This window comes from Brachybacterium saurashtrense (genome assembly GCF_003355475.1).
Lineage (GTDB): Bacteria > Actinomycetota > Actinomycetes > Actinomycetales > Dermabacteraceae > Brachybacterium > Brachybacterium saurashtrense.
In genome coordinates this window covers 315,850-334,554 of record NZ_CP031356.1, presented here as the reverse complement: position 1 = coordinate 334,554, position 18,705 = coordinate 315,850, and the positions used below count along the sequence as shown (strand labels likewise).

Below are 18,705 nucleotides of genomic sequence, written 5' to 3'. Positions count from 1 at the left end.
GCTCAGAGCATCGTGCGGGCGAGCACCAGCAGCACGCAGACGGCGAGCACCGCGAGGGGCAGCAGGTTGGGGCGGGTGGAGACGCGGGCGTCGCCGCCGGGTGCGCCCTGCGCGCCGCGCTGCTGCGCCATCCACGCCACGAATCGTTCCTCGAGCACCGCCGAGCGGGAGCGCTGCTGGTCGTGGGCGAGCTTCTCGGAGCGGGTGAGGCCGCGTCCGCGCAGGTTCTGCTCGTGGATCACGGCCTCGCGGCGCAGCGGGTTCTCCCGGCCCAGCGCGGGGGCGTTCCACGCGGTGAGGGTGCGCACCCCGGACGGGCCGGCGACGTCGAGTCGCAGCATCGCGCCCAGCCGCACCTTCTCCAGGGCGGCGAAGGGCACGTGATGGGTGACGACGATGTTGCGCACCTCGACGCGGTCGCGGTGCACCACCACCCGCGGCAGCCAGAGCACCGCCCACACCAGCGCCATGATCAGCACCGGCACCGGCAGCACGGCCACGCCCTGCCAGCCGGCGCGCAGCACGGCATCGATCGCGAGACCGGCGCCGAGCACCCAGACGAGGAGGGAGATCACCGTCGCGCTGCGGGGGCGCAGCGCGATGGCATCGTCATGTTCCGGGGGGCTCGAGGGCTCATCGTGCGGCATGCGCCCACGGTAGCGAAGCCGGCCCCACCTCCCGAATCGGGCCGGGCCGCGGGCGACGGATGGTCAGCCGGTCGGGCGGTCAGGCGGTCAGAGGGAGCACCAGCACGGTGCCGTCGTCGTTCCCGGCGTGCGCCCCTCCGCCGGCGGCCTCGCACAGCACGATCGCGTCGGCCCGCCCGTAGGGGGCCAGACGGCTGCCGGGCAGCAGGGCGACGGTCTCGGCGCCGTCGGCGGCACGTCCCAGCCGGCCGGGCTGTGCGTGCACGCCGCCGGAGCGCCCTGCACGGGAGGGCTCCCGGGGGGCGGTGCCGCCCGGGACGTCGGCCCAGCGCACCCGTCGCGGTGCGGCGGCCCCGCCCAGGAGCAGCGGGCGCACGAAGAGGTGGTAGCCCACGAAGGCACCCACGGGGGTGCCCGGCAGATGCACCACGGGCACGCCGCCGGGCAGGGTGCCGTGCCCCTGGGGCCCGCCGGGGCGCAGGGCCAGGTGGGCGAAGCGGGAGGTGCCGCTCCCCCGCGACCCCAGCAGCGTCTTGACCACGTCGAAGGCCCCGTGGCCGATGCCTCCGGTGGTGAGCACGAGGTCCGCCTCGGCGGCGGCGTCGGCGAGCGTGCGGCGCAGCTCCTCGTGCCGGTCCCCGCAGCGCCGGGCGGGCAGCGGCGCCGCGCCGTCGACGGCGAGCGCCGTGGTGAGCATGGCGCCGTTGGACTCGCGCACCGCGCCCACGGCCGGAGCCGGCCCGGCCCCGGTGCCCGCGGCGGGGGCGAGCTCGTCCCCGGTGACCACGACGGCCACCCTCACGCGGCGCTGCACGTCCAGGTGGGCGATCCCGAGGGTGCGGGCCAGGCCCAGCAGGCCGGCGCCCACCCGGTCCCCGGACTCGGCGAGCACGGCACCGGCCGCGATCTCCTCCCCCGGTGCGCGCACGTGCCGGCCGGGGACGGGCAGGTCCGGGAGCGTGAGAGCCACCTCGGCGGGGACGGGGCCGAAGGGGTCGGCGTCGGTCGCCTCGACCTCGATCACGGCGTCGGCGCCGCGGGGCACGGGGGCGCCGGTCATGATCCGGGCGGCGGCGCCCGGGGGCAGGGGGCCGACGGCGCCGGGCCGGGCGGGCAGCTCGGCGAGGACAGGCAGCGTGGTGGTGCCGGGGGCGGTGAGCTCCGCTCGCCGCACCGCGAAGCCGTCCATCGCGGCCAGGGGGACGGGCGGGAGCGCCTCGGGGCTGCGCACCGGCGCGGCGAGCACCATCCCGCGCGCCTTCTCGAGCGGGAGCCGCTCCGCCGAGCGGTCGAGCGAGATCGCGGCGAGGAGCTCCTCGCGCCACTGCACGGGCGTGGGTCGGCGGGTGCTCATGGTCCTCCGGAGGGGGTGGGCGGCGCGCTCGAGCCGACGGGGCGGTCGTGTCGAGTCTCGTCCTGTCATCATCCCTCACGGAGCACGGCGGGGCCGGGCCGTCCGGGCCGTGCCGCGGGTGGGTCCGGGGGTGCATGATGGGGGTATGCGCGAGATCCGATTCGACCGCTTCGGCGGCCCCGAGGTCCTGACCCTCCACACCGATGCGCCCACACCGGAGCCCGCCCCGGGCGAGGTGCTGGTGCAGGTGGCCTTCGCGGGCCTGAACCCGCTGGACTTCAAGATCCGCGACGGCTCCTCCGGGCGGGCGAAGGATCTGGCGCTGCCCGCCGGCACCGGCCGGGAGATGGCCGGGACCGTGATCGGGGCGGGCTCGGAGCTGGACGAGGCCGAGCTCGGCTCGCGCGGGCTCACCGTGGGCACCCGCGTGTTCGGCATGCGCGGCCCGGAGGATCCGCGCGGCGTGGCCGCCGAGGTGATCGCGATCTCCGCGGACGATCTCGCCCCGATCCCCGGGGAGATCCCCGAGGAGGACCTCCCCCGCTGGGCGGGCCTGGCGCTGGTGGGTCTCACCGCGATCGCGACCGTGCAGGACACCGCCCGTGTGGCGAAGGGCGAGAGCGTGCTGGTGCACGGCGGCGCCGGCGGGGTGGGCCAGCTGCTGATCCCGATGGTGCAGGAGGCGGGCGCCTCCGCCGTGTACGCCACCGGGCGCGCGGCGAACGCCGAGCGGATCCGTGAGCTGGGCGCCGTGCCGCTGGCCTACGACGCCCTGGACTGGGAGGCCGAGCTGCAGCGCCTCACCGAGGGTCGCGGGGTGGACGTGGTGCTGGACACCCACTACCACTCCACCTTCCTGCCCAGCCTCGACCAGCTCGCCGACGGCGGCCGGATCGTCGCCCTGCCCACCTTGGCGGACCTCTCCCCCGCGCTCGAGCGCGGCCTCGAGGCGCGGATCCCGGCGATCGTGCCCGGGCGGGACCGGCTGGACCGTCTCGCCCAGGGCATCCGCGCGGGTCGCTACCCGCTGGAGGTCTCCGAGGTGCTGCCCGTCGCGGAGATCGCGGAGGCGCATCGCCGCCTCGAGGAGGGCCACACCCGCGGCAAGCTGGTTCTCGACCTGCGGGCCTGAGCCGCCGCGCCCGGCGGCGGGTGCGGTCCCGGACGCCTGTCCGGACGATAGGCTCGGGCAATGGTCCCTCCCGCCGACGACGCCGAGTCCGCCCTCCAGGCCCTGGAGCCCGTGCTGCGGCCCGAGGGCTGGGCGGTGCTGGACTCGCTGCCTCCCTACCGGGAGGAGGAGGCGCTGCGCCAGGCCGCGCGGCTGCGCGAGGCCGGCCATCCCCCGGAGCTGGTCTCCGCGGTGCTCACCCAGTCCCGCCTGCGCACCCGCGCCGCGGACAAGTTCGGCGAGTTCGCCGCCTCGATGCTGTTCACCCCGCACGGCCTCGAACAGGCCACGCGCCTCCCGGTCGCCGCCCTCCATGCCGACCGCTTCCACCGCGCGGGCGTGGCGAGCGTGGCGGACCTCGGCTGCGGCATCGGCGGGGACTCGATGGCGCTGGCCGGCCTGGGCCTGGACGTGCTCGCGGTGGACCGCGACCCGGCCACCGTCGCGGTCGCGACCGTGAACCTGCGGCCCTTCCCCCACGCCCGCGCGCAGCTGGGCCGGGTGGAGGATCACGACCCGCACGCCACGGAGGGGATCTGGCTGGACCCGGCCCGTCGGGCATCGGCCCGGGGCCGCACCCGCCGCCTGCACGACCCCGAGGAGTACGAGCCGCCGCTCTCCGCCGTCGCGGAGCTCGCCGCCCGGAGGGGCCGCGACGGCGCGGCGGGGCCGGTGGGCGCCAAGCTCGGGCCGGCCGTGGACCGCGAGGCGCTGGACGAGGACGTCGAGGTGCAGTGGCTCTCCTTCCACGGCCAGGTGCTGGAGGCGACGGCGTGGTTCGGCCCGCTGGCGCGCGAGGGGGTGCGCTCCTCCGCCCTGGTGCTGGACCGCAGCGGCACCCACCGGCTGGATCGCGGGGCCGACGCCCCCGCCGATCCGCTGCCCGGGCCGCCGGGCGCGCACCTGTACGAGCCCGACGGGGCGGTGATCCGGGCGGGGCTGATCGGCACGCTCGCGGACCGGCTCGGGGCCCGCACCCTCGACCCCACCATCGCCTACCTCACCGGCGACCGGCGGCTCTCCACTCCCTTCGCCCGCGGCTACGCGGTGCGGGACGTGATGCCCTTCTCCCTCAAGCGCCTCACCTCCTACCTGCGCGAGCACCGGCTCGGGGTGCTCGAGATCAAGAAGCGGGGCACCGCCGTGGAGCCGGAGGAGCTGCGCCGGAAGCTGCGACCGCGTCGCTTCGGCGACGGCTCCGCCACCCTGATCCTCACCCGCATCGACGGCGAGCAGTCCGTGATCGTGGCCTCCCCGCACGCGGCGCAGTCCCCCGACGGCGCCGCGCCGGGCGGGGACGGAGGCTCTCGATGAGCGCCCTCCCGCCCGCCCCGGGCAGCACCGCCTCCGGCCCCTCCGCCGCGGGCCACTCCGCCGCGGGCCCGTCCGCCGCGAGCACCACCGCCTCTCCCGCCGCGTCGGGCCCGGCCCGGGCCGGGCACCGGCGCCTGGTGGCGGCGATGCTGGTGGTGGTGTCGCTGGCGGCGATCGGCCTGGTCACCCTGGGCGCCGCCGCCGACCGCGGGCCCGGCGCCGTCTACCGCGGCGACACCGAGGGCGAGTACCGGTGGCTCCCGCAGAGGGAGCCGTACTCCGAGCCGGACTGGTCCACGGCGGACGTCACCACCCGGCCCCCGGACCCGGACGGCACCCACACCGGGGTGATCGTGGCCCTGATCGCCCTCGGCGTGGTGCTGCTGATCGCGGTGGTCTGGGTGGCGCTGCGGATGCGGCAGCTGGCCCGGCCCGCCCCGGCCCTCGCCGACCTCGCGGAGGAGGAGCTCACGGTGGTGCAGGCGCGAGCCGCGGTGCAGGAGGCGCGCGCACGCCTGGCCGCCCTCGGGGACCCGCACGACGCGGTGATCGCGGCCTGGCTCGCCCTGGAGCGGGCCGTCGCCGCCGCCGGCGTGCGCCGTGACCCGGCCCAGACCACCCTGGAGTACGTGGTGACGGTGCTCGGGGCGCAGCCGGTGGACCGCACCGCCCTGGAGCGCCTCTCCCACCTCTACCGCCGGGCCCTGTTCGATCCCGCCCCGCTGGACGAGGACGCCCGCGACGAGGCGCTGGGCCACCTCGAGCGCCTCTCCGACGAGCTCGCCGCCGCCCCTGCACAGGAGGGCCGGCGATGAGCCGCCCCTGGGTGCCGCTGCTGGTGCGGCTCGCGCTCGGCACCGCGCTCGCCCTGGTGGTGTGGGCGGTGGCCGCCCTGGTGGGCCTGTTCCTGCCCGTGCCGGTGCTGCTGTCCCTGGGCCTGGCCGGCGGGGCGATCGCGTGGATCGTGGACCAGGGCGCGGACCGCGCCGACCGGCTCCACGCCCCCGCCCTGGACCTCGACGTCGACTACGCCCTGCCGCATGCGCAGGACGGCCGGGTGCGGCGGCTGGAGGACCTCGCCTACAGCGCCCAGCCGCGGCGCCGCATGACCGCCCGCGGCCTCGCCCGCGTGCTCGGCGAGATCGCCGACGAGCGCGCCCACGACCCGGACGCCCCGCCGCTGAGCCCCGAGCTGACGGCGCTGCTCGAGACCGCCCGGCAGCCCGACGCCGAGGCGCATCCCGTGCCCGCCCTCGACCGTGCCCGCCTGCACCGCTTCCTGAGAGAGCTCGCCCCGCGCGAGGAGAGGACCCCATGACCGACCCGCACGCCCCCGCCCCCGACGCCTCTGCGCCGACGCCCGCCCCGCCCGCGGACCGGGCGCCGCTGACCGGCGCCGAGGCGTCGGCCGCCGCCGCGTCCGTGCTCGACGCGGTCGAGACCGCCGTGGTGGGCAAGCGCTCCTCCCTCGAGCTGGTGCTCGCCGGCATCCTCGCCGGCGGTCACGTGCTGCTCGAAGATCTGCCGGGCCTGGGCAAGACGCTCGCGGCACGCTCCTTCGCGCAGGCCCTGGGCCTGGAGTTCACCCGGGCCCAGTTCACCCCGGACCTCCTGCCCGCCGATCTCACCGGCGCCGAGGTGTTCGACCAGCGCACCGGAGAGTTCGTGTTCCGGCCGGGGCCCGTGTTCACCGGGCTGCTGCTGGCCGACGAGATCAACCGCACCCCGCCCAAGACCCAGTCCGCGCTGCTGGAGGCGATGCAGGAGCGGCAGGTCTCGGTGGAGGGCACCACCCGCCCGCTGCCGCGGCCGTTCCACGTGCTGGCCACCGCGAACCCCGTGGAGCACGAGGGCACCTACCCGCTGCCGGAGGCGCAGCTGGACCGCTTCCTGCTGCGACTCTCCTTCGGCTACCCCACCGCCGCGGAGGAGTGGGAGGTGGTCTCGCGCCGCCTCGACCGCCGTCGCGAGGAGCAGAGCGTCGCGACGGTGCTGGACGCCGACGGGCTGCTCGCGGTGCAGCAGGCCGTGGAGGACGTGCACGTCGAGGACGCCGTGGGCCGCTACGCGGTGGAGCTGGTCGCCGCGACCCGCGACCATCAGCACGCCCTGGTGGGCGCCTCCCCCCGCGGCACCCTCGCCCTGATCGTCTGCGCACGGGCGCTCGCCCTGATCCGGGGCCGCTCCTACGTGATCCCGGAGGACGTCAAGGAGCTCGCGCACGCGGCGCTGGACCACCGCGTCACCGTCAAGCCCGAGCTGTGGCTCCAGAACGCGACCGGCGCCGGGGTGGTCGAGGCCGTGCTCCAGCAGGTGCCGGTGCCCGCCGCGAGCGAGGCGCCCGTCGGGGCCTCGGCGTGACCTCGCCCTCCGCGCAGCTCGACGAGCTGCGCACCCGGCCCACGGCGGCGCTGGTCCGGGCCGCCGTGGCGGGCGGCGCCGCGAGCGCGCTCGCCCTGGTGCTGGGCCGCCCCGAGCTGGTGCTGGTGGGCCTGCCGCTGCTGCTCTGGGCGCTCATGGCGCTGGCGCGACGGATCGCCCGCGGGGAGGAGCGCACAGTCGTGGACCCGGTGCGGCGCGTGAACCGTCGCAGCATCGAGGAGGGCGGCAGCGTGGCCCTGTCGGTGCGGAGCGCGCCCGGCACCCTCGTCGCCGCCACCCTCCCCCGGATCCCGCGCGCCGCTCTCGCACCCCGGCACGGTGCTCTCGGCGGGGACGGTGCGGTGCGTCTGCACGTCACCTCCCACCGCTGGGGGCGGCTCCGCGTGGGCCCGGTGCACGTGCTGGTGGCCGACGCGCTGGGGGCGTACCGCGCCCAGCGCACTCTCCCGCCCGCGGACGTGCAGGTGGTGCCGGCCTCCACGGTGCTGGACGCGCCGGTGTCGGTGCCCACGCCGATCGGGGTGAGCGGGGTGCACCTGTCCCGGCGCCGCGGCGACGGCACGGCGCTGTCCGAGGTGCGCGCCTTCCGCCCCGGGGACCGCCTGCACCGCATCAACTGGCGCGTGACCAGCCGCACCGGCGAGCTGCACACCAACGCCACGTTCACCGAGCAGGACACGGACGTGCTGGTGGTCACCGACACCCTCGCGGACGTGGGCCCCGCCCCCTGGGCCGCCCCGGACGCCCCCAGCAGCCTCGACATGACCGTGCGCGCCACCTCGGCGATCGCCCGGCACTACCTCGCCGCCGGGGACAGGGTCTCCCTGTTCGACATCGGTCACCTGATCGGCCCGGTCGCGCCGGGCTCCGGCCCCCGGCAGCTGCGGGTGCTCACCACGGCGCTGTCCCGCGCGGGCCGGGACGACGGCGCCGGCCGGCCGGCCCGTCGCCTGCACACGGTGCGCCCGGGGACGCTCACGGCGGTGTGCTCCCCGCTGCTCAGCCGGGACGCGATCGCACAGATCGGGGTGCTGGTGGCCCACGGCGCGGACGTGATCGTGGTAGACACCCTTCCGCCCAGCGTGGGGGACGCCTCCGTGCTCGCCGGCCGGCCGCTGCGCGTGGACGGGCAGGTCTCGGACAGGTTCTGGCCGGAGGCCTGGGCGATGCGCCGGATGCAGCGCGAGCGGACGGTGCGGGAGCTGCGCGAGGCCGGGGTGCCGGTGACCGCCTGGGAGGGCCCGAGCTCGCTCGCCCCGGTGCTGCTGTCCCTCTCCGTGGCCCGCACCGCGCCCCGGCGGAGGAGGTCCTGATGCGCACCCCCGACCTGCTGGACCCGATCGCGCGGCGCCTGCTCGCCCTGCGCACGGTGGGCCGCAGCCAATGGCTGCTGCGCGGCCTGGGCACCGGAGCGACCCTGCTCGCCCTGGTGCTCACCGTGGGCCCGACGGCGCTGCTCGCGCACTCCGGCGCCGTGCTGCTGGCGCTGGTGGTGGGCGTCGGCCTGCTGGCGCAGTGCCTGCGACCGGACACCGACCTGGGCCTCGTGCCCCCCGTGGCCCTGCTGATCGCGCTGGTGGCGCAGGGGGACACCCCGATGCTGCGGGCCGGGGGGATCGGCCTGGCGCTGCTGCTGGGCCATGCCGCCTTCGCCCTCGCCGCGACGATCCCGGTGCACGGGGAGCTCGCCCCCTCCGCGTGGCGGCTGGCCGCGAGGGGCCTGGTGCCCGTGCTGGCGCTGAGCGCCGTCGCCGCCGGGCTGGTGGTGCTGCTCTCCGGAGTGCACCTGGGCGCCTGGATGATGGTGATCGGGGTGCTCGCCGCGATCGTCCTGTTCCTCACGGTGCTGCCCCGGCAGCGGTGACCCCCGGGGGCGCGGAGGTCTACGGTGGACCCCATGTGGCAGATGATGGATCTCCTGTACGGGCACAAGAAGGAGCGGGTCTCGCGGGAGGAGGCCCTGCCCGGTCGTGACCGGTACCCCTACCCGCTCGCGCGCGAGCACGCGGTGCTGGGCACGGACATGCTGGGCCCCGACGCCCCCACGGACCCGCGCCCCTGGCCCGCGGGCACCGAGGAGATCCTCCTGGCGGGAGGCTGCTTCTGGGGCATCGAGCGGATCGCCTGGCAGGTGCCGGGCGTGCACACCACCTCCTGCGGCTACGCGGGCGGCTTCACGCCGCACCCCACCTACGAGGAGGTGTTCTCCGCCCGCACCGGCCACACCGAGGCGGTGCGGGTGATCTACTCCGGCGGCGAGGAGACGCTGCGGGCGCTGCTCACCCAGTTCTGGCAGCAGCACGATCCCACCACCGCGAACCGGCAGGGCAACGACGTGGGCACCGAGTACCGCAGCGCCGTGTACTGGACCACGCCCGCGCAGGGCGAGGTGGTGCGGGACTCCGCCGTGCGCTACCAGGAGGCGCTGGACGCGGCCGGGCGCGGCGCCATCACCACCGAGCTGTCCCCGCTGGCCGAGGCCGGCGACGGCGTGTACTACACCGCCGAGCCCGTGCACCAGCAGTACCTGGCGGCGAACCCCGGCGGCTACTGCAACCACGGGTTCAACGGGGTGGCCTGCGCGCTCTGACCCGACGGATCGGCACGGGACCGGCCGCTCGGCACGGGACGGGCCCGCACGGAACCGGCCGGCGGGGCGCTCGTCGGCGCCGTCCCGTTCTGGGCCGGCGCGTCAGCGCTCAGGAAGCCCGTCCCCGACGTCGCCGCCCATGAGGTTGCGTCGGCCGCCGATGTCCGGCCCGCCCTCGGGGCGCGGACGCGCGGGGGCGACGCCCAGCAGCTGCGCGGCGAAGCCGCCGGCCTCGCGCGGCATCGGGGCGGCCCCGCCCGGTGCCCCGCCCGGCCCGCAGGCGGCCGCCGCGGCGGAGGGCCGCTCGCGGGGCGCGCCGCCGGAGCGCGTGAACCGCTCCATCTGCGCGGCCGTGGGATAGACCGAGCTCACCACGATGTCCGCGCCCAGCAGAGTCACCGGCAGCACCGCGTCCCCGGCGGAGGCCAGCAGCTCCGCCACCGGCTCGCACTGCGCGAAGGCCCAGGCGTCCTCGTCCTGCAGGTACACGGTGATCGGGTGGCCGGCTTCCGCGAGCACGGCGGCCTCGTCGAGGAAGGCCTCCTGCGCGTCCCGGTCCGCCGGGGGCGAAGGGAGGAAGATGTCCAGCGCGGCCAGCGGCGCGCTCTCGTGCGGATCGCTCATGGAGCCACGGTAGTCCCCCGGCTCAGCGGACGCCCGCCTCCACCGCGTCGGCGCCCGCCTCCCCGCGGTCCGCGGCGGTCGCCGCGGCGTCCAGCACCCGCCCCAGCGGCCGGTAGTGGGCGATCACGGCCTCCCGGTAGGCGGCGGCGTCGCCGGCCTCGAGCGCGCTGAGCATCGCCCGGTGCGCCTCGACGGTGTCGAGGATGTCCTCGGCGGGCGGCACCTGCAGCAGCGGCACCGCCACGGTGTGGATCTCCCAGAAGGCCTGCGCCAACTGCCGCAGCAGCCCGTTGTCCAGCCGCTCGAACAGGGCGGAGTGGAAGGCGGCGTCGGCCTCCGGGAACGGGCGGCCGTCCCCGGCCAGCTCCCGCATCTGCTCCACCAGGCCCTCCAGCTCGGGATTGTGGGAGTCGCGGTAGATCTCCACCAGCTGCTCGGCCACGGAGAGGTCGATCGCGATCCGCAGCTCCACCACCTCGCGCAGGGCGCGCAGGTCGTTGCCGTCGTTCATGCGGGCCCGGAACAGCAGCCCGTCCACCAGCGGGGAGAGCGAGAGCTGGCCCACGAAGGTGCCGTGGCCGTGGCGCACCTCCACGATGTCCAGCGAGGCGAGGGTGCGCATCGCCTCCCGCACCGAGGAGCGCGAGATCTCCAGGCGCTCGCACAGCGCGCTCTCGGTGGGCATCGGGTCCCCCGGCACCAGCTTCTCGGCCAGGATCAGGTCCTGGATGCGCTCGACGGCCACGTTCCCGGTCCCCTTGCTGCGCATCATGCTCTCTCCCCTCCCGGACCGGCGCCGCGGTGTGCGGCACGGTCCATTCTGCCGTGACCACGACCGCCGGGCGGCCGTCGCGGACTCACGGCGCGGCGCTCTGCCGCGTTGGTCACCGATCGGTCACGACCGCCGCCCTCGGTGGTGGCGATCACCGGATCCGTGATGTACTGTCTCGAGTCATCAGACATCATACGTCTGATCTTCGCATGGTGGCGGGGCATCCGCCGGATGACGAGGACGGACGTCCCACCACCCCGGCGCGGCGCGCGCCGGGACCACCCAGAAGGGACGGATCAACGGTGATCGACAGCACCACAGGCCCCATCGGCAGGCGCGGATTCCTCCGCGGCAGCGCCCTCATCGCGAGCGCGGCCGGCATCGTCGCCGGCATCGGCGCCTGCGCCCCCCGCGACAGCGGCTCCGGCGGCGGCGGCTCCGAGGGCGGCGGCACGGCCGCCGGCGAGGCGGACCCGGACGGCCACCTCACCGCCGCGATCAGCTACGAGCTGGGCACCAACGGGTACGACCCCATGACCACCACGTCGGCGCTCACCGTCGCCGTCAACTGGCACACCCTCGAGGGCCTCACCGAGCTGCACCCCGTCACCCGCGAGGTGTACGCGGCCCTGGCCACCGAGACCCCCAGCGCCGAGGGCGACAGCGTGGACGTGACCCTGCGCGAGGGCGCCGTGTTCCACGACGGCTCGCCGGTGACCGCCGAGGACGTGGTGTTCTCCTTCGAGCGCGTGCTCGACCCGGCCAACACCTCGCTGTACGCGCAGTTCATCCCGTTCATCGAAGCGGTCGAGGCGAAGGACGACACCACCGTCACCTTCTCCCTGAAGCACCCCACCGGCGTGTTCGCCGAGCGGCTCTCCACGGTGAAGATCGTGCCCCGGGCCGCGGTCGAGGCCGATCCCGACGCCTTCGACGCGAACCCCGTGGGCACCGGCCCCTGGCAGATGACCGACAACTCCGCCGCCTCGAAGATCGTGGAGTTCGAGCGCTTCGACGACTACACCGGCCCGATGCCGGCGGCGGCGAGGACGATGTCCTGGCAGGTGATCCCTGATCCGTCCACTCGCACCAACGCGCTGCAGTCGAAGACGGTCCAGGCCATCGACTCCGTCCCCTACCTCTCGATCGATCAGCTCCAGGGCACCGGCGAGGTCGAGTCCGTGGGCGGCTTCGGTCTGCTGTTCGCGATGTTCAACAACGGCGAGGACAACCCGTTCAACGACGTGCGGAACCGTCAGGCGTTCCTCTACGCGATCGACATGGACAAGGTGATCGAGACGGGCCTGTCCGGCCAGGCCGAGGCCGCCAGCTGCTTCGTGCAGACGGAGCACCCGAACTACAAGGAGGCCTCCACCGTCTACTCGCTCGACCTCGAGAAGGCGAAGGAGCTGTTCGCCGAGACCGGGCTGACCAGCTTCCGCCTGCTGTGCACGGATCACGACTGGGTGGCGCAGTGCACCCCGATCATCCAGGAGTCCCTCACCGCGGCCGGGGTCGACGTGCAGTTCGAGCAGAAGCAGTCCTCGGACGTGTACACCACGATCGACGGCGGGGACGACGCCTTCGACGTGGTCATCGCCCCCGGTGACCCCTCGGTGTTCGGCAATGACCCGGACCTGCTGATGCGCTGGTGGTACGGCGGCGACATCTGGACCGACACCCGCATGCACTGGAAGGGCCAGGACTCCTACGAGAAGGTCCAGGAGCTGCTGGCCCAGGGCCTGGAGGCCGCGGATCCGGCGGAGCAGGAGTCCACCTGGGGGGAGCTGTTCGACCTGCTCTCCGACGAGGTGCCGCTGTACCCGCTCTTCCACCGCAAGGCGCCCACCGCCTGGGACCCGACCACCCTGGTCGACTTCGCGCCGATCTCGCTGACGGGCCTGAGCTTCGTCGGCGTCGGCACCACCCAGGCCTCCTGAGCCGCGGCGTCGGGACCGGCCGGCCCCCGCCGACCCGTCGGGCCCTGGTGCCCGGCCGGTCCTGACGCTCCCTTCGCTCCTGCCCATCCCCGTCACGTCACGGAGGACCTCGTGTCCCACTTCGTCCGACTGATCGGGCGGCGCCTGCTCGCGCTGCCGCTGATGATCCTCGGCGTCACCCTGCTGGTGTTCGTCATCATGTCGTTCTCGCCCGCCGATCCCGCGCGCCTCGCCCTCGGCGAATCCGCCTCCACCGAGGCGCTGGAGAACTACCGCGAGGCCAACGGCCTGAACGATCCCGTCTGGGAGCGGTACTTCCGGTTCCTCGGGGGCCTGCTCCACGGCGACCTCGGCACCAGCAGCGGGGACGTCCCCGTCACGGAGCTGGTCGCGAAGGCGTTCCCGATCACCCTGCAGCTCACCTTACTGGGCCTGGCCATCGCGATCGTGCTGGCCACGGTGCTGGGCGTGCTCGCGGCGCTGTTCCGCGACCGCTGGCTCGACCAGGCGATCCGCGTGCTCTCCATCGCCTCGCTGGCCACCCCCTCCTTCTGGCTCGCGATCCTGCTGATCCAGTGGCTCGGCGAGGTGCCGGGCGGCTGGGGTGCCTTCCCCGCCCTGGTCACGCGCTGGGTGGGACTCTTCGACGATCCCGCCACCTATCTGCGCAACATCGCCCTGCCCGCCCTCGCGCTGGGCATCCCCGTGGCGGGCTCCCTCATCCGTGTGGTGCGCACCGCGATGGTGGAAGAGCTGGACCGCGACTACGTGCGCACCGCCGTGGGCGCCGGCATCCCGTACCCGGTGGTGGTGAGCCGCAACGTGCTGCGCAACGCCCTGATCACCCCGATCACCGTGCTGGGCCTGCGGGTGGGCTACCTGATGGGCGGCGCCGTGATCATCGAGATCATCTTCAACATCCAGGCGATGGGCCAGCTCATCCTCGACGGCGTCACCCGGAACGACGTGTTCCTGGTGCAGGGCGTGACCCTGGTGGTCGCGATCGCCTTCATCGTCGTGAACATCGCCGTGGACCTCCTCTACGTCATCGTCAATCCTCGGATCAGGAGCATCTGACATGCGACCGAAGCTCGGATCCCGCCTCCAGGCCGTCAGCGGCAGCCCGCTGGCCCCCGTCACCTCCCTGCCCTGGGCGAGCCGCATCGCGGTGGTGTTCCTGCTGCTGCTGGGCGTGCTCGCCGTGTTCGCCCCGCTGATCAGCCCGCACGGGCCGCTCGCCACCGGCACCCCGGTGCAGCCGCCCGGCGGGGACCACTGGATGGGCACCGACGCGATCGGGCGCGACATCTTCGCCCGGGTCGCCCACGGCGCCCGCTCCTCCCTCGCGATCGGCCTCGCCGCGACCGCCGCGGCCCTGGTGGCCGCCGCCGTGATCGGCTCGATCGCGGCGACCGCCGGGAAGTGGGTCTCCGAGGTCGTCATGCGCGTGCTGGACGTGGTGATGTCCTTCCCCGGCATCGCCCTGGCCGCCGTGTTCGTGGCCGTGTTCGGCACCTCGCTGCCGGTGCTGATCTTCGCGATCGGCTTCCTCTACGTGCCGCAGCTGGCCCGTGTGGTGCGCGCCAACGTGCTCGCCCAGTTCGGCGAGGACTACGTGGCCGCCTCCCAGGTGATGGGCGCCTCCACCGCCTGGATCCTGGTCAAGCACGTGGCCCGCAACTGCATCGCCCCGATCATGGTGTTCGCCACCGTGCTGGTGGCCGATGCGATCGTGCTCGAGGCGTCGCTCTCCTTCATCAACGCCGGCGTGCAGCCGCCGAACCCGTCCTGGGGCAACATCCTCGCCGACGGCAAGCAGCTGCTGCTGGCGGGCTACTGGTGGCCCACCTTCTTCCCGGGCCTGGCGATCCTGCTCACCACGCTCGCGCTGAACATCCTCTCCGAGGGCCTCACCGATGCGATGGCCAGCCCGCGGGTGCGGGTGGACGTGGACGTCGAGGCCGACGAGCAGTCGATGACCGAGGCGGAGGTCGAGGCCGAAGCCGCCCGCGCCGAGGGCGCGACGGGCCCCGAGGCCTCGGACGCCGCGGCGCACGAGCACCACGTGCTCGGCGCCACCGACCACGAGACCGCCACCCGGCTGCTGCACCGCTCCCTGGCCGCCCTGCGCGCCGCGGAGACGGCCCGCCCCGAGCGCCTCGAGGCCGACGACACCGCCGCCCCGCTGCTCGAGGTGGAGGACCTGCGGGTCTCCTTCCCCGAGGCGCACGGCGCCGTGGACATCCTCGACGGGATCTCCTTCCAGGTGCGCCCCGGGGAGACGATGGGCCTGGTGGGCGAATCCGGCTCCGGCAAGTCCGTGGCGAGCCTGGCGATCATGGGCCTGCTGCCCCGCACCGCGCGGATCAGCGGCTCGGTGCGGCTGGGCGGCACGGAGCTGCTGGACCTGCCGGGCACGCGCCTGAACGCCCTGCGCGGCCACGAGATCGCGATGATCTACCAGGACGCGCTGAGCTCGCTGAACCCCTCGATGCTGATCCGCTCCCAGATGGCACAGCTCACCCGCCGCGGCGGCACCCGCAGCGCCGAGGAGCTGCTGGAGCTGGTGGGCCTGGAGCCGAAGCGCACCCTGGCCGCCTACCCGCACGAGCTCTCCGGCGGTCAGCGCCAGCGGGTACTCATCGCGATGGCCCTCACCCGCGACCCGAAGCTGGTGATCGCGGACGAGCCCACCACGGCGCTCGACGTCACCGTGCAGAAACAGGTGGTGGATCTGCTCAACCGGCTCCGGGAGGAGCTCGGCTTCGCGATGATCTTCGTCAGCCACGATCTGGCGCTGGTCTCCCAGCTCGCCGACCGCATCACCGTGATGTACGCCGGGCAGGTGATCGAGCAGGCCACCACCCACGAGCTGCTCATCGACCCGCGCCACGAGTACACCCGCGGCCTGCTGGGCTCGGTGCTCTCGATCGAGGCGGGCGCCGAGCGGCTGCACCAGGTGGCGGGCACCGTGCCCTCCCCGCGGGACTTCGCCCCCGGGGACCGCTTCGCCCCGCGCTCGCTCGACCCCGCGGCCGATCCCACCACCCGCCCGCGACTGCTCGAGGTGGGTGCCCCGGGCCACCGCGTCGCGAGCACCTCCACCGTCCCCGCACCGCTCGCAGGAGATCCGCGATGACCGCACACTCCGCACCGCAGTCCTCCTCCGCCCCGCGCCCGGCGGACGCCCCCGCGATCGAGCTGCAGGACGTCCACGTGGTGCACCGCCTGCGCAGCGGCGGGCTGTTCCGCCCGGACACCATCCGCGCCGTCGACGGGGTGAGCCTGTCGGTGCGTCGCGGGGAGGTGCTCGGCGTGGTGGGCGAATCCGGCTCCGGCAAGTCCACCCTGGCGCGCGTGATGACCGGCCTGCAGCCGGTCACCGCGGGGCGGGTCACCTTCGACGGACTGCCGCTGTCCCGCGACCGCGCCTCCCGCCGGGAGCTGGGCCGGAAGGTCTCGGTGGTGTTCCAGGACCCCTCCACCGCGCTGAACCCGCGCCTGCCGGTGCGGGAGACGCTGATGGATCCGCTGCGGGTGCACGGCATCGGCACCGAGCCCCAGCGCCTGGCCCGGGTGAAGGAGCTGCTGCACCTGGTGGGCCTGCCGCAGTCGGCCGTCGAGGTGCTGCCGCGGCAGATCTCCGGCGGCCAGCGCCAGCGCGTGGCGATCGCCCGCGCACTGGCCCTCGAGCCGCAGATCATCGTCGCCGACGAGCCCACCAGCGCGCTGGACGTCTCCGTCCGGGCGCAGGTGCTGAACCTCCTCACCGACCTCAAGCGGGAGCTGGGCCTGGGCCTGGTGTTCATCACGCACGACATGAGCACGGTCCGGTTCATCTCCGACTCCCTGATCGTCATGCACCGCGGGAAGGTGGTCGAGCACGGCACGACCGCGCAGATCTTCTCCGAGGCGAAGGACGACTACACCCGCTCGCTGCTGGCCGCGGCGCCGTCGCTGCTGTGACCGCACCGCCTCCCCCGCACCCCATCGCCGAACGAAGGAGCTCCACCGCCATGACCACTGCCCCCGCCCCGCTCTCCGGAGTGGTCCCCCCGCTGCTCACCCCGCTCACCGCCGAGGGCGAGCTGGACCTGCCCTCGCTGGAGCGCCTCGTCGCCCACCTGCTCGACGGCGGGGTGGACGGCATCTTCGCCCTCGGCTCGAGCGGCGAGGTGGCCTTCTGGGACGATGCCCGCCGCGAGGCGGTGCTCGAGGCCGTCACCGGGATCGTGGCCGGCCAGGTGCCGGTGATCGCGGGCGTGATCGACATGCAGACCGATCGCGTGCTCCAGCACGTCCGCGCCGCCGAGCGCTTCGACCTGGCCGGCTACGTGGCCACCGCCCCGTTCTACGCGATCACCGGCCCGGAGGAGATCGACGCGCACTTCCGCGCGATCGCTGCTGCGACCGACCGCCCGTTGTGGGCGTACGACCTCCCCGTGTGCGTGCACACCAAGCTCTCCGCCGCGCAGCTGCTGCGCCTGGGATCGGACGGCGTGATCGCCGGGGTGAAGGACTCCAGCGGGGATGACGTGGGCTTCCGCCGCCTGGCCGCCGGGAACCGGGCGGCCGGCTCCCCGCTCACGCTGCTCACCGGCCACGAGGTGGTGGTGGACGGCGCCTACCTCGCCGGCGCCGACGGCTCCGTGCCGGGGCTGGGGAACGTGGACCCGGCCGGGTACGCGCGGATGCACCGCGCCGCGCAGGCCGGCGATTGGGAGCAGGTGCGCACCGAGCAGGATCGTCTCGCGGCGCTGTTCGAGATCGTGTTCCAGCCCACCGGCAAGGTGGGCCCGGCCGCGGGCGTCGGCGCGTTCAAGACGGCGCTGCGGGAGCTGGGCGTCGTCTCCACCAACACGATGGCGACCCCGATGTCCCCGATCGAGGGCGAGGCCGTGCAGCGGATCCGCGGGATCCTGCAGAGCACGGGGCTGCTCGAGAGCGCCCGTGCCTGAGCCGGTCCTCGCCCTCGACCTGGGCGGCACGAAGATCCGTGCCGCCCTGGTGCACGACGCCGCCCCGGGCGCCGCGGGTGCGGGCCCGCGCCTCGAGGGCGTGGCGGAGGTGCCCACCCCTGCAGCCGCCGGCGCGACGGCGATCCTCGGGGCGGCGCTGGACCTCGCCGAGCGTGTGCGCGGCGGACTGGGCCTGCGGGCCGTGGGGCTCTCCAGCGCCGGCGTGATCGACGGCGCGGCCGGCACCGTCACCCATGCCACCTCCTCCCTCAACGGCTGGGCGGGCACCGATGTGCGCACCCCGTTCGCAGAGCGCTTCGCGGTGCCCGTGGCCGTGCTCAACGACGTCCACGCCCACGGTCTGGGCGAGGCCCGCTTCGGGACCGGACGAGGCCGCTCCTCGCTGCTGCTGGTCGCCGTGGGCACCGGCATCGGCGGCGCGCTGGTCGTGGACGGGCAGATCCTCGCCGGTGCCCGCGGCGCGGCGGGCCACGTGGGCCACCTGCCGGTGCCCGAGGCGGAGGGCGTGCCCTGCCCCTGCGGCCGCACCGGGCACCTGGAGGGGCTCGCCTCCGGGCCCGGGATCGTGCACCTGGCGCACCGGCTCGGCGCCGACGGCTCCCTCGCCGACGGCCGCGCGCTGGTGGCCGAGGCCGCCCGTGCCGACGGCCCCGCCCGTCGGGCCTGCCGGATCGCCGGGCGCGCCACCGGCCGGGCCGTGGGCGCGCTCGCGAACGTGCTGGACCCCGAGGCGGTCGCGCTCACCGGCGGGGTGGCCGAGGCCGGCCCGTTGTGGCACGAGGCCGTCGCCGAGGGGCTCGCCCTCGAGGCGATGGACGTGGTCGCGACACTGCCGGTGCTGCCGGCGAGTGCGGGCTCCCACGCCGCGCTGCTGGGCGCCGCCGCTCGCGCGCTCGACGAGCTCGCCCCCTGATCCCGCCGCTCCCCGACCT

The 18,705-nt window shown here is 75.1% G+C and carries 18 protein-coding genes; 14 read left to right on the top strand and 4 right to left on the bottom strand.

The features are described from left to right. Nucleotides 1–2 precede the first annotated feature (2 nt). Nucleotides 3–647, bottom strand: a complete 645-nt coding sequence (locus DWV08_RS01515; RefSeq protein WP_115412183.1) for a PH domain-containing protein — start codon at nucleotides 645–647, stop codon at nucleotides 3–5. Between the two features lie 79 nt (nucleotides 648–726). Beyond that, nucleotides 727–2,001: a molybdopterin molybdotransferase MoeA gene (locus tag DWV08_RS01510; RefSeq protein ID WP_115412182.1), complete on the bottom strand. Its 1,275-nt coding sequence runs from the start codon at nucleotides 1,999–2,001 to the stop codon at nucleotides 727–729. 145 nt (nucleotides 2,002–2,146) lie between these two features. Between DWV08_RS01510 and DWV08_RS01505 the strand changes: the two genes are divergently transcribed. From DWV08_RS01505 to msrA, 8 genes are read left to right on the top strand one after another with little or no spacing between them, the layout of a single operon-like run. Further along, nucleotides 2,147–3,133, top strand: a complete 987-nt coding sequence (locus DWV08_RS01505) for an NADP-dependent oxidoreductase (RefSeq protein ID WP_115412181.1) — start codon at nucleotides 2,147–2,149, stop codon at nucleotides 3,131–3,133. A gap of 60 nt (nucleotides 3,134–3,193) precedes the next feature. Continuing rightward, nucleotides 3,194–4,486 (top strand): class I SAM-dependent methyltransferase, encoded by a 1,293-nt coding sequence (locus tag DWV08_RS01500; RefSeq protein ID WP_115412180.1) that lies wholly within the window; start codon nucleotides 3,194–3,196, stop codon nucleotides 4,484–4,486. Further along, nucleotides 4,483–5,301, top strand: a complete 819-nt coding sequence (locus DWV08_RS01495) for a DUF4129 domain-containing protein (RefSeq protein ID WP_115412179.1) — start codon at nucleotides 4,483–4,485, stop codon at nucleotides 5,299–5,301. The genes DWV08_RS01500 and DWV08_RS01495 overlap by 4 nt, the downstream gene beginning before the upstream one ends. Further along, a complete protein-coding gene (locus DWV08_RS01490) occupies nucleotides 5,298–5,804 on the top strand; it encodes a hypothetical protein (RefSeq protein ID WP_115412178.1) in 507 nt (168 codons plus the stop codon). Before DWV08_RS01495 ends, DWV08_RS01490 begins: the two co-directional genes overlap by 4 nt. After that, entirely contained in the window at nucleotides 5,801–6,847 is a 1,047-nt protein-coding gene (locus DWV08_RS01485; protein WP_115412177.1) for an AAA family ATPase, read from the top strand. Before DWV08_RS01490 ends, DWV08_RS01485 begins: the two co-directional genes overlap by 4 nt. Next, nucleotides 6,844–8,181 (top strand): DUF58 domain-containing protein, encoded by a 1,338-nt coding sequence (locus DWV08_RS01480; protein WP_115412176.1) that lies wholly within the window; start codon nucleotides 6,844–6,846, stop codon nucleotides 8,179–8,181. Before DWV08_RS01485 ends, DWV08_RS01480 begins: the two co-directional genes overlap by 4 nt. Beyond that, the gene (locus tag DWV08_RS17255) at nucleotides 8,181–8,732 is read left to right on the top strand and encodes a hypothetical protein (RefSeq protein ID WP_115412175.1); all 552 of its coding nucleotides are present in this window, start codon (nucleotides 8,181–8,183) and stop codon (nucleotides 8,730–8,732) included. The genes DWV08_RS01480 and DWV08_RS17255 overlap by 1 nt, the downstream gene beginning before the upstream one ends. A gap of 33 nt (nucleotides 8,733–8,765) precedes the next feature. Beyond that, nucleotides 8,766–9,458, top strand: a complete 693-nt coding sequence (gene msrA / locus DWV08_RS01470; RefSeq protein ID WP_115414861.1) for a peptide-methionine (S)-S-oxide reductase MsrA — start codon at nucleotides 8,766–8,768, stop codon at nucleotides 9,456–9,458. A gap of 102 nt (nucleotides 9,459–9,560) precedes the next feature. Here the strand turns inward: msrA and DWV08_RS01465 are convergent, their stop codons facing one another. Both DWV08_RS01465 and DWV08_RS01460 read right to left on the bottom strand, forming a co-directional pair. After that, a complete protein-coding gene (locus DWV08_RS01465; protein WP_115412174.1) occupies nucleotides 9,561–10,082 on the bottom strand; it encodes an arsenic metallochaperone ArsD family protein in 522 nt (173 codons plus the stop codon). 22 nt (nucleotides 10,083–10,104) lie between these two features. After that, a complete protein-coding gene (locus DWV08_RS01460; RefSeq protein WP_115412173.1) occupies nucleotides 10,105–10,854 on the bottom strand; it encodes a FadR/GntR family transcriptional regulator in 750 nt (249 codons plus the stop codon). 302 nt (nucleotides 10,855–11,156) lie between these two features. On the opposite strand from DWV08_RS01460, the gene DWV08_RS01455 reads away from it, so the two are divergent. The 6 genes from DWV08_RS01455 to DWV08_RS01430 all read left to right on the top strand — a co-directional run bounded on the left by DWV08_RS01455 (nucleotide 11,157) and on the right by DWV08_RS01430 (nucleotide 18,686). Further along, on the top strand, nucleotides 11,157–12,794 hold the full coding sequence (locus DWV08_RS01455) for an ABC transporter substrate-binding protein (protein ID WP_115412172.1): 1,638 nt from the start codon (nucleotides 11,157–11,159) through the stop codon (nucleotides 12,792–12,794). Between the two features lie 111 nt (nucleotides 12,795–12,905). Beyond that, nucleotides 12,906–13,871, top strand: a complete 966-nt coding sequence (locus DWV08_RS01450) for an ABC transporter permease (protein WP_115412171.1) — start codon at nucleotides 12,906–12,908, stop codon at nucleotides 13,869–13,871. A 1-nt stretch (nucleotide 13,872) separates the two neighbouring features. Continuing rightward, entirely contained in the window at nucleotides 13,873–15,933 is a 2,061-nt protein-coding gene (locus tag DWV08_RS01445; RefSeq protein WP_115412170.1) for a dipeptide/oligopeptide/nickel ABC transporter permease/ATP-binding protein, read from the top strand. Continuing rightward, nucleotides 15,930–16,760 (top strand): ABC transporter ATP-binding protein, encoded by an 831-nt coding sequence (locus DWV08_RS01440; protein WP_115412169.1) that lies wholly within the window; start codon nucleotides 15,930–15,932, stop codon nucleotides 16,758–16,760. The genes DWV08_RS01445 and DWV08_RS01440 overlap by 4 nt, the downstream gene beginning before the upstream one ends. A gap of 50 nt (nucleotides 16,761–16,810) precedes the next feature. Then, nucleotides 16,811–17,752: a dihydrodipicolinate synthase family protein gene (locus DWV08_RS01435; protein WP_115412168.1), complete on the top strand. Its 942-nt coding sequence runs from the start codon at nucleotides 16,811–16,813 to the stop codon at nucleotides 17,750–17,752. Then, the gene (locus DWV08_RS01430) at nucleotides 17,745–18,686 is read left to right on the top strand and encodes an ROK family protein (protein WP_115412167.1); all 942 of its coding nucleotides are present in this window, start codon (nucleotides 17,745–17,747) and stop codon (nucleotides 18,684–18,686) included. The genes DWV08_RS01435 and DWV08_RS01430 overlap by 8 nt, the downstream gene beginning before the upstream one ends. Nucleotides 18,687–18,705 lie beyond the last annotated feature (19 nt).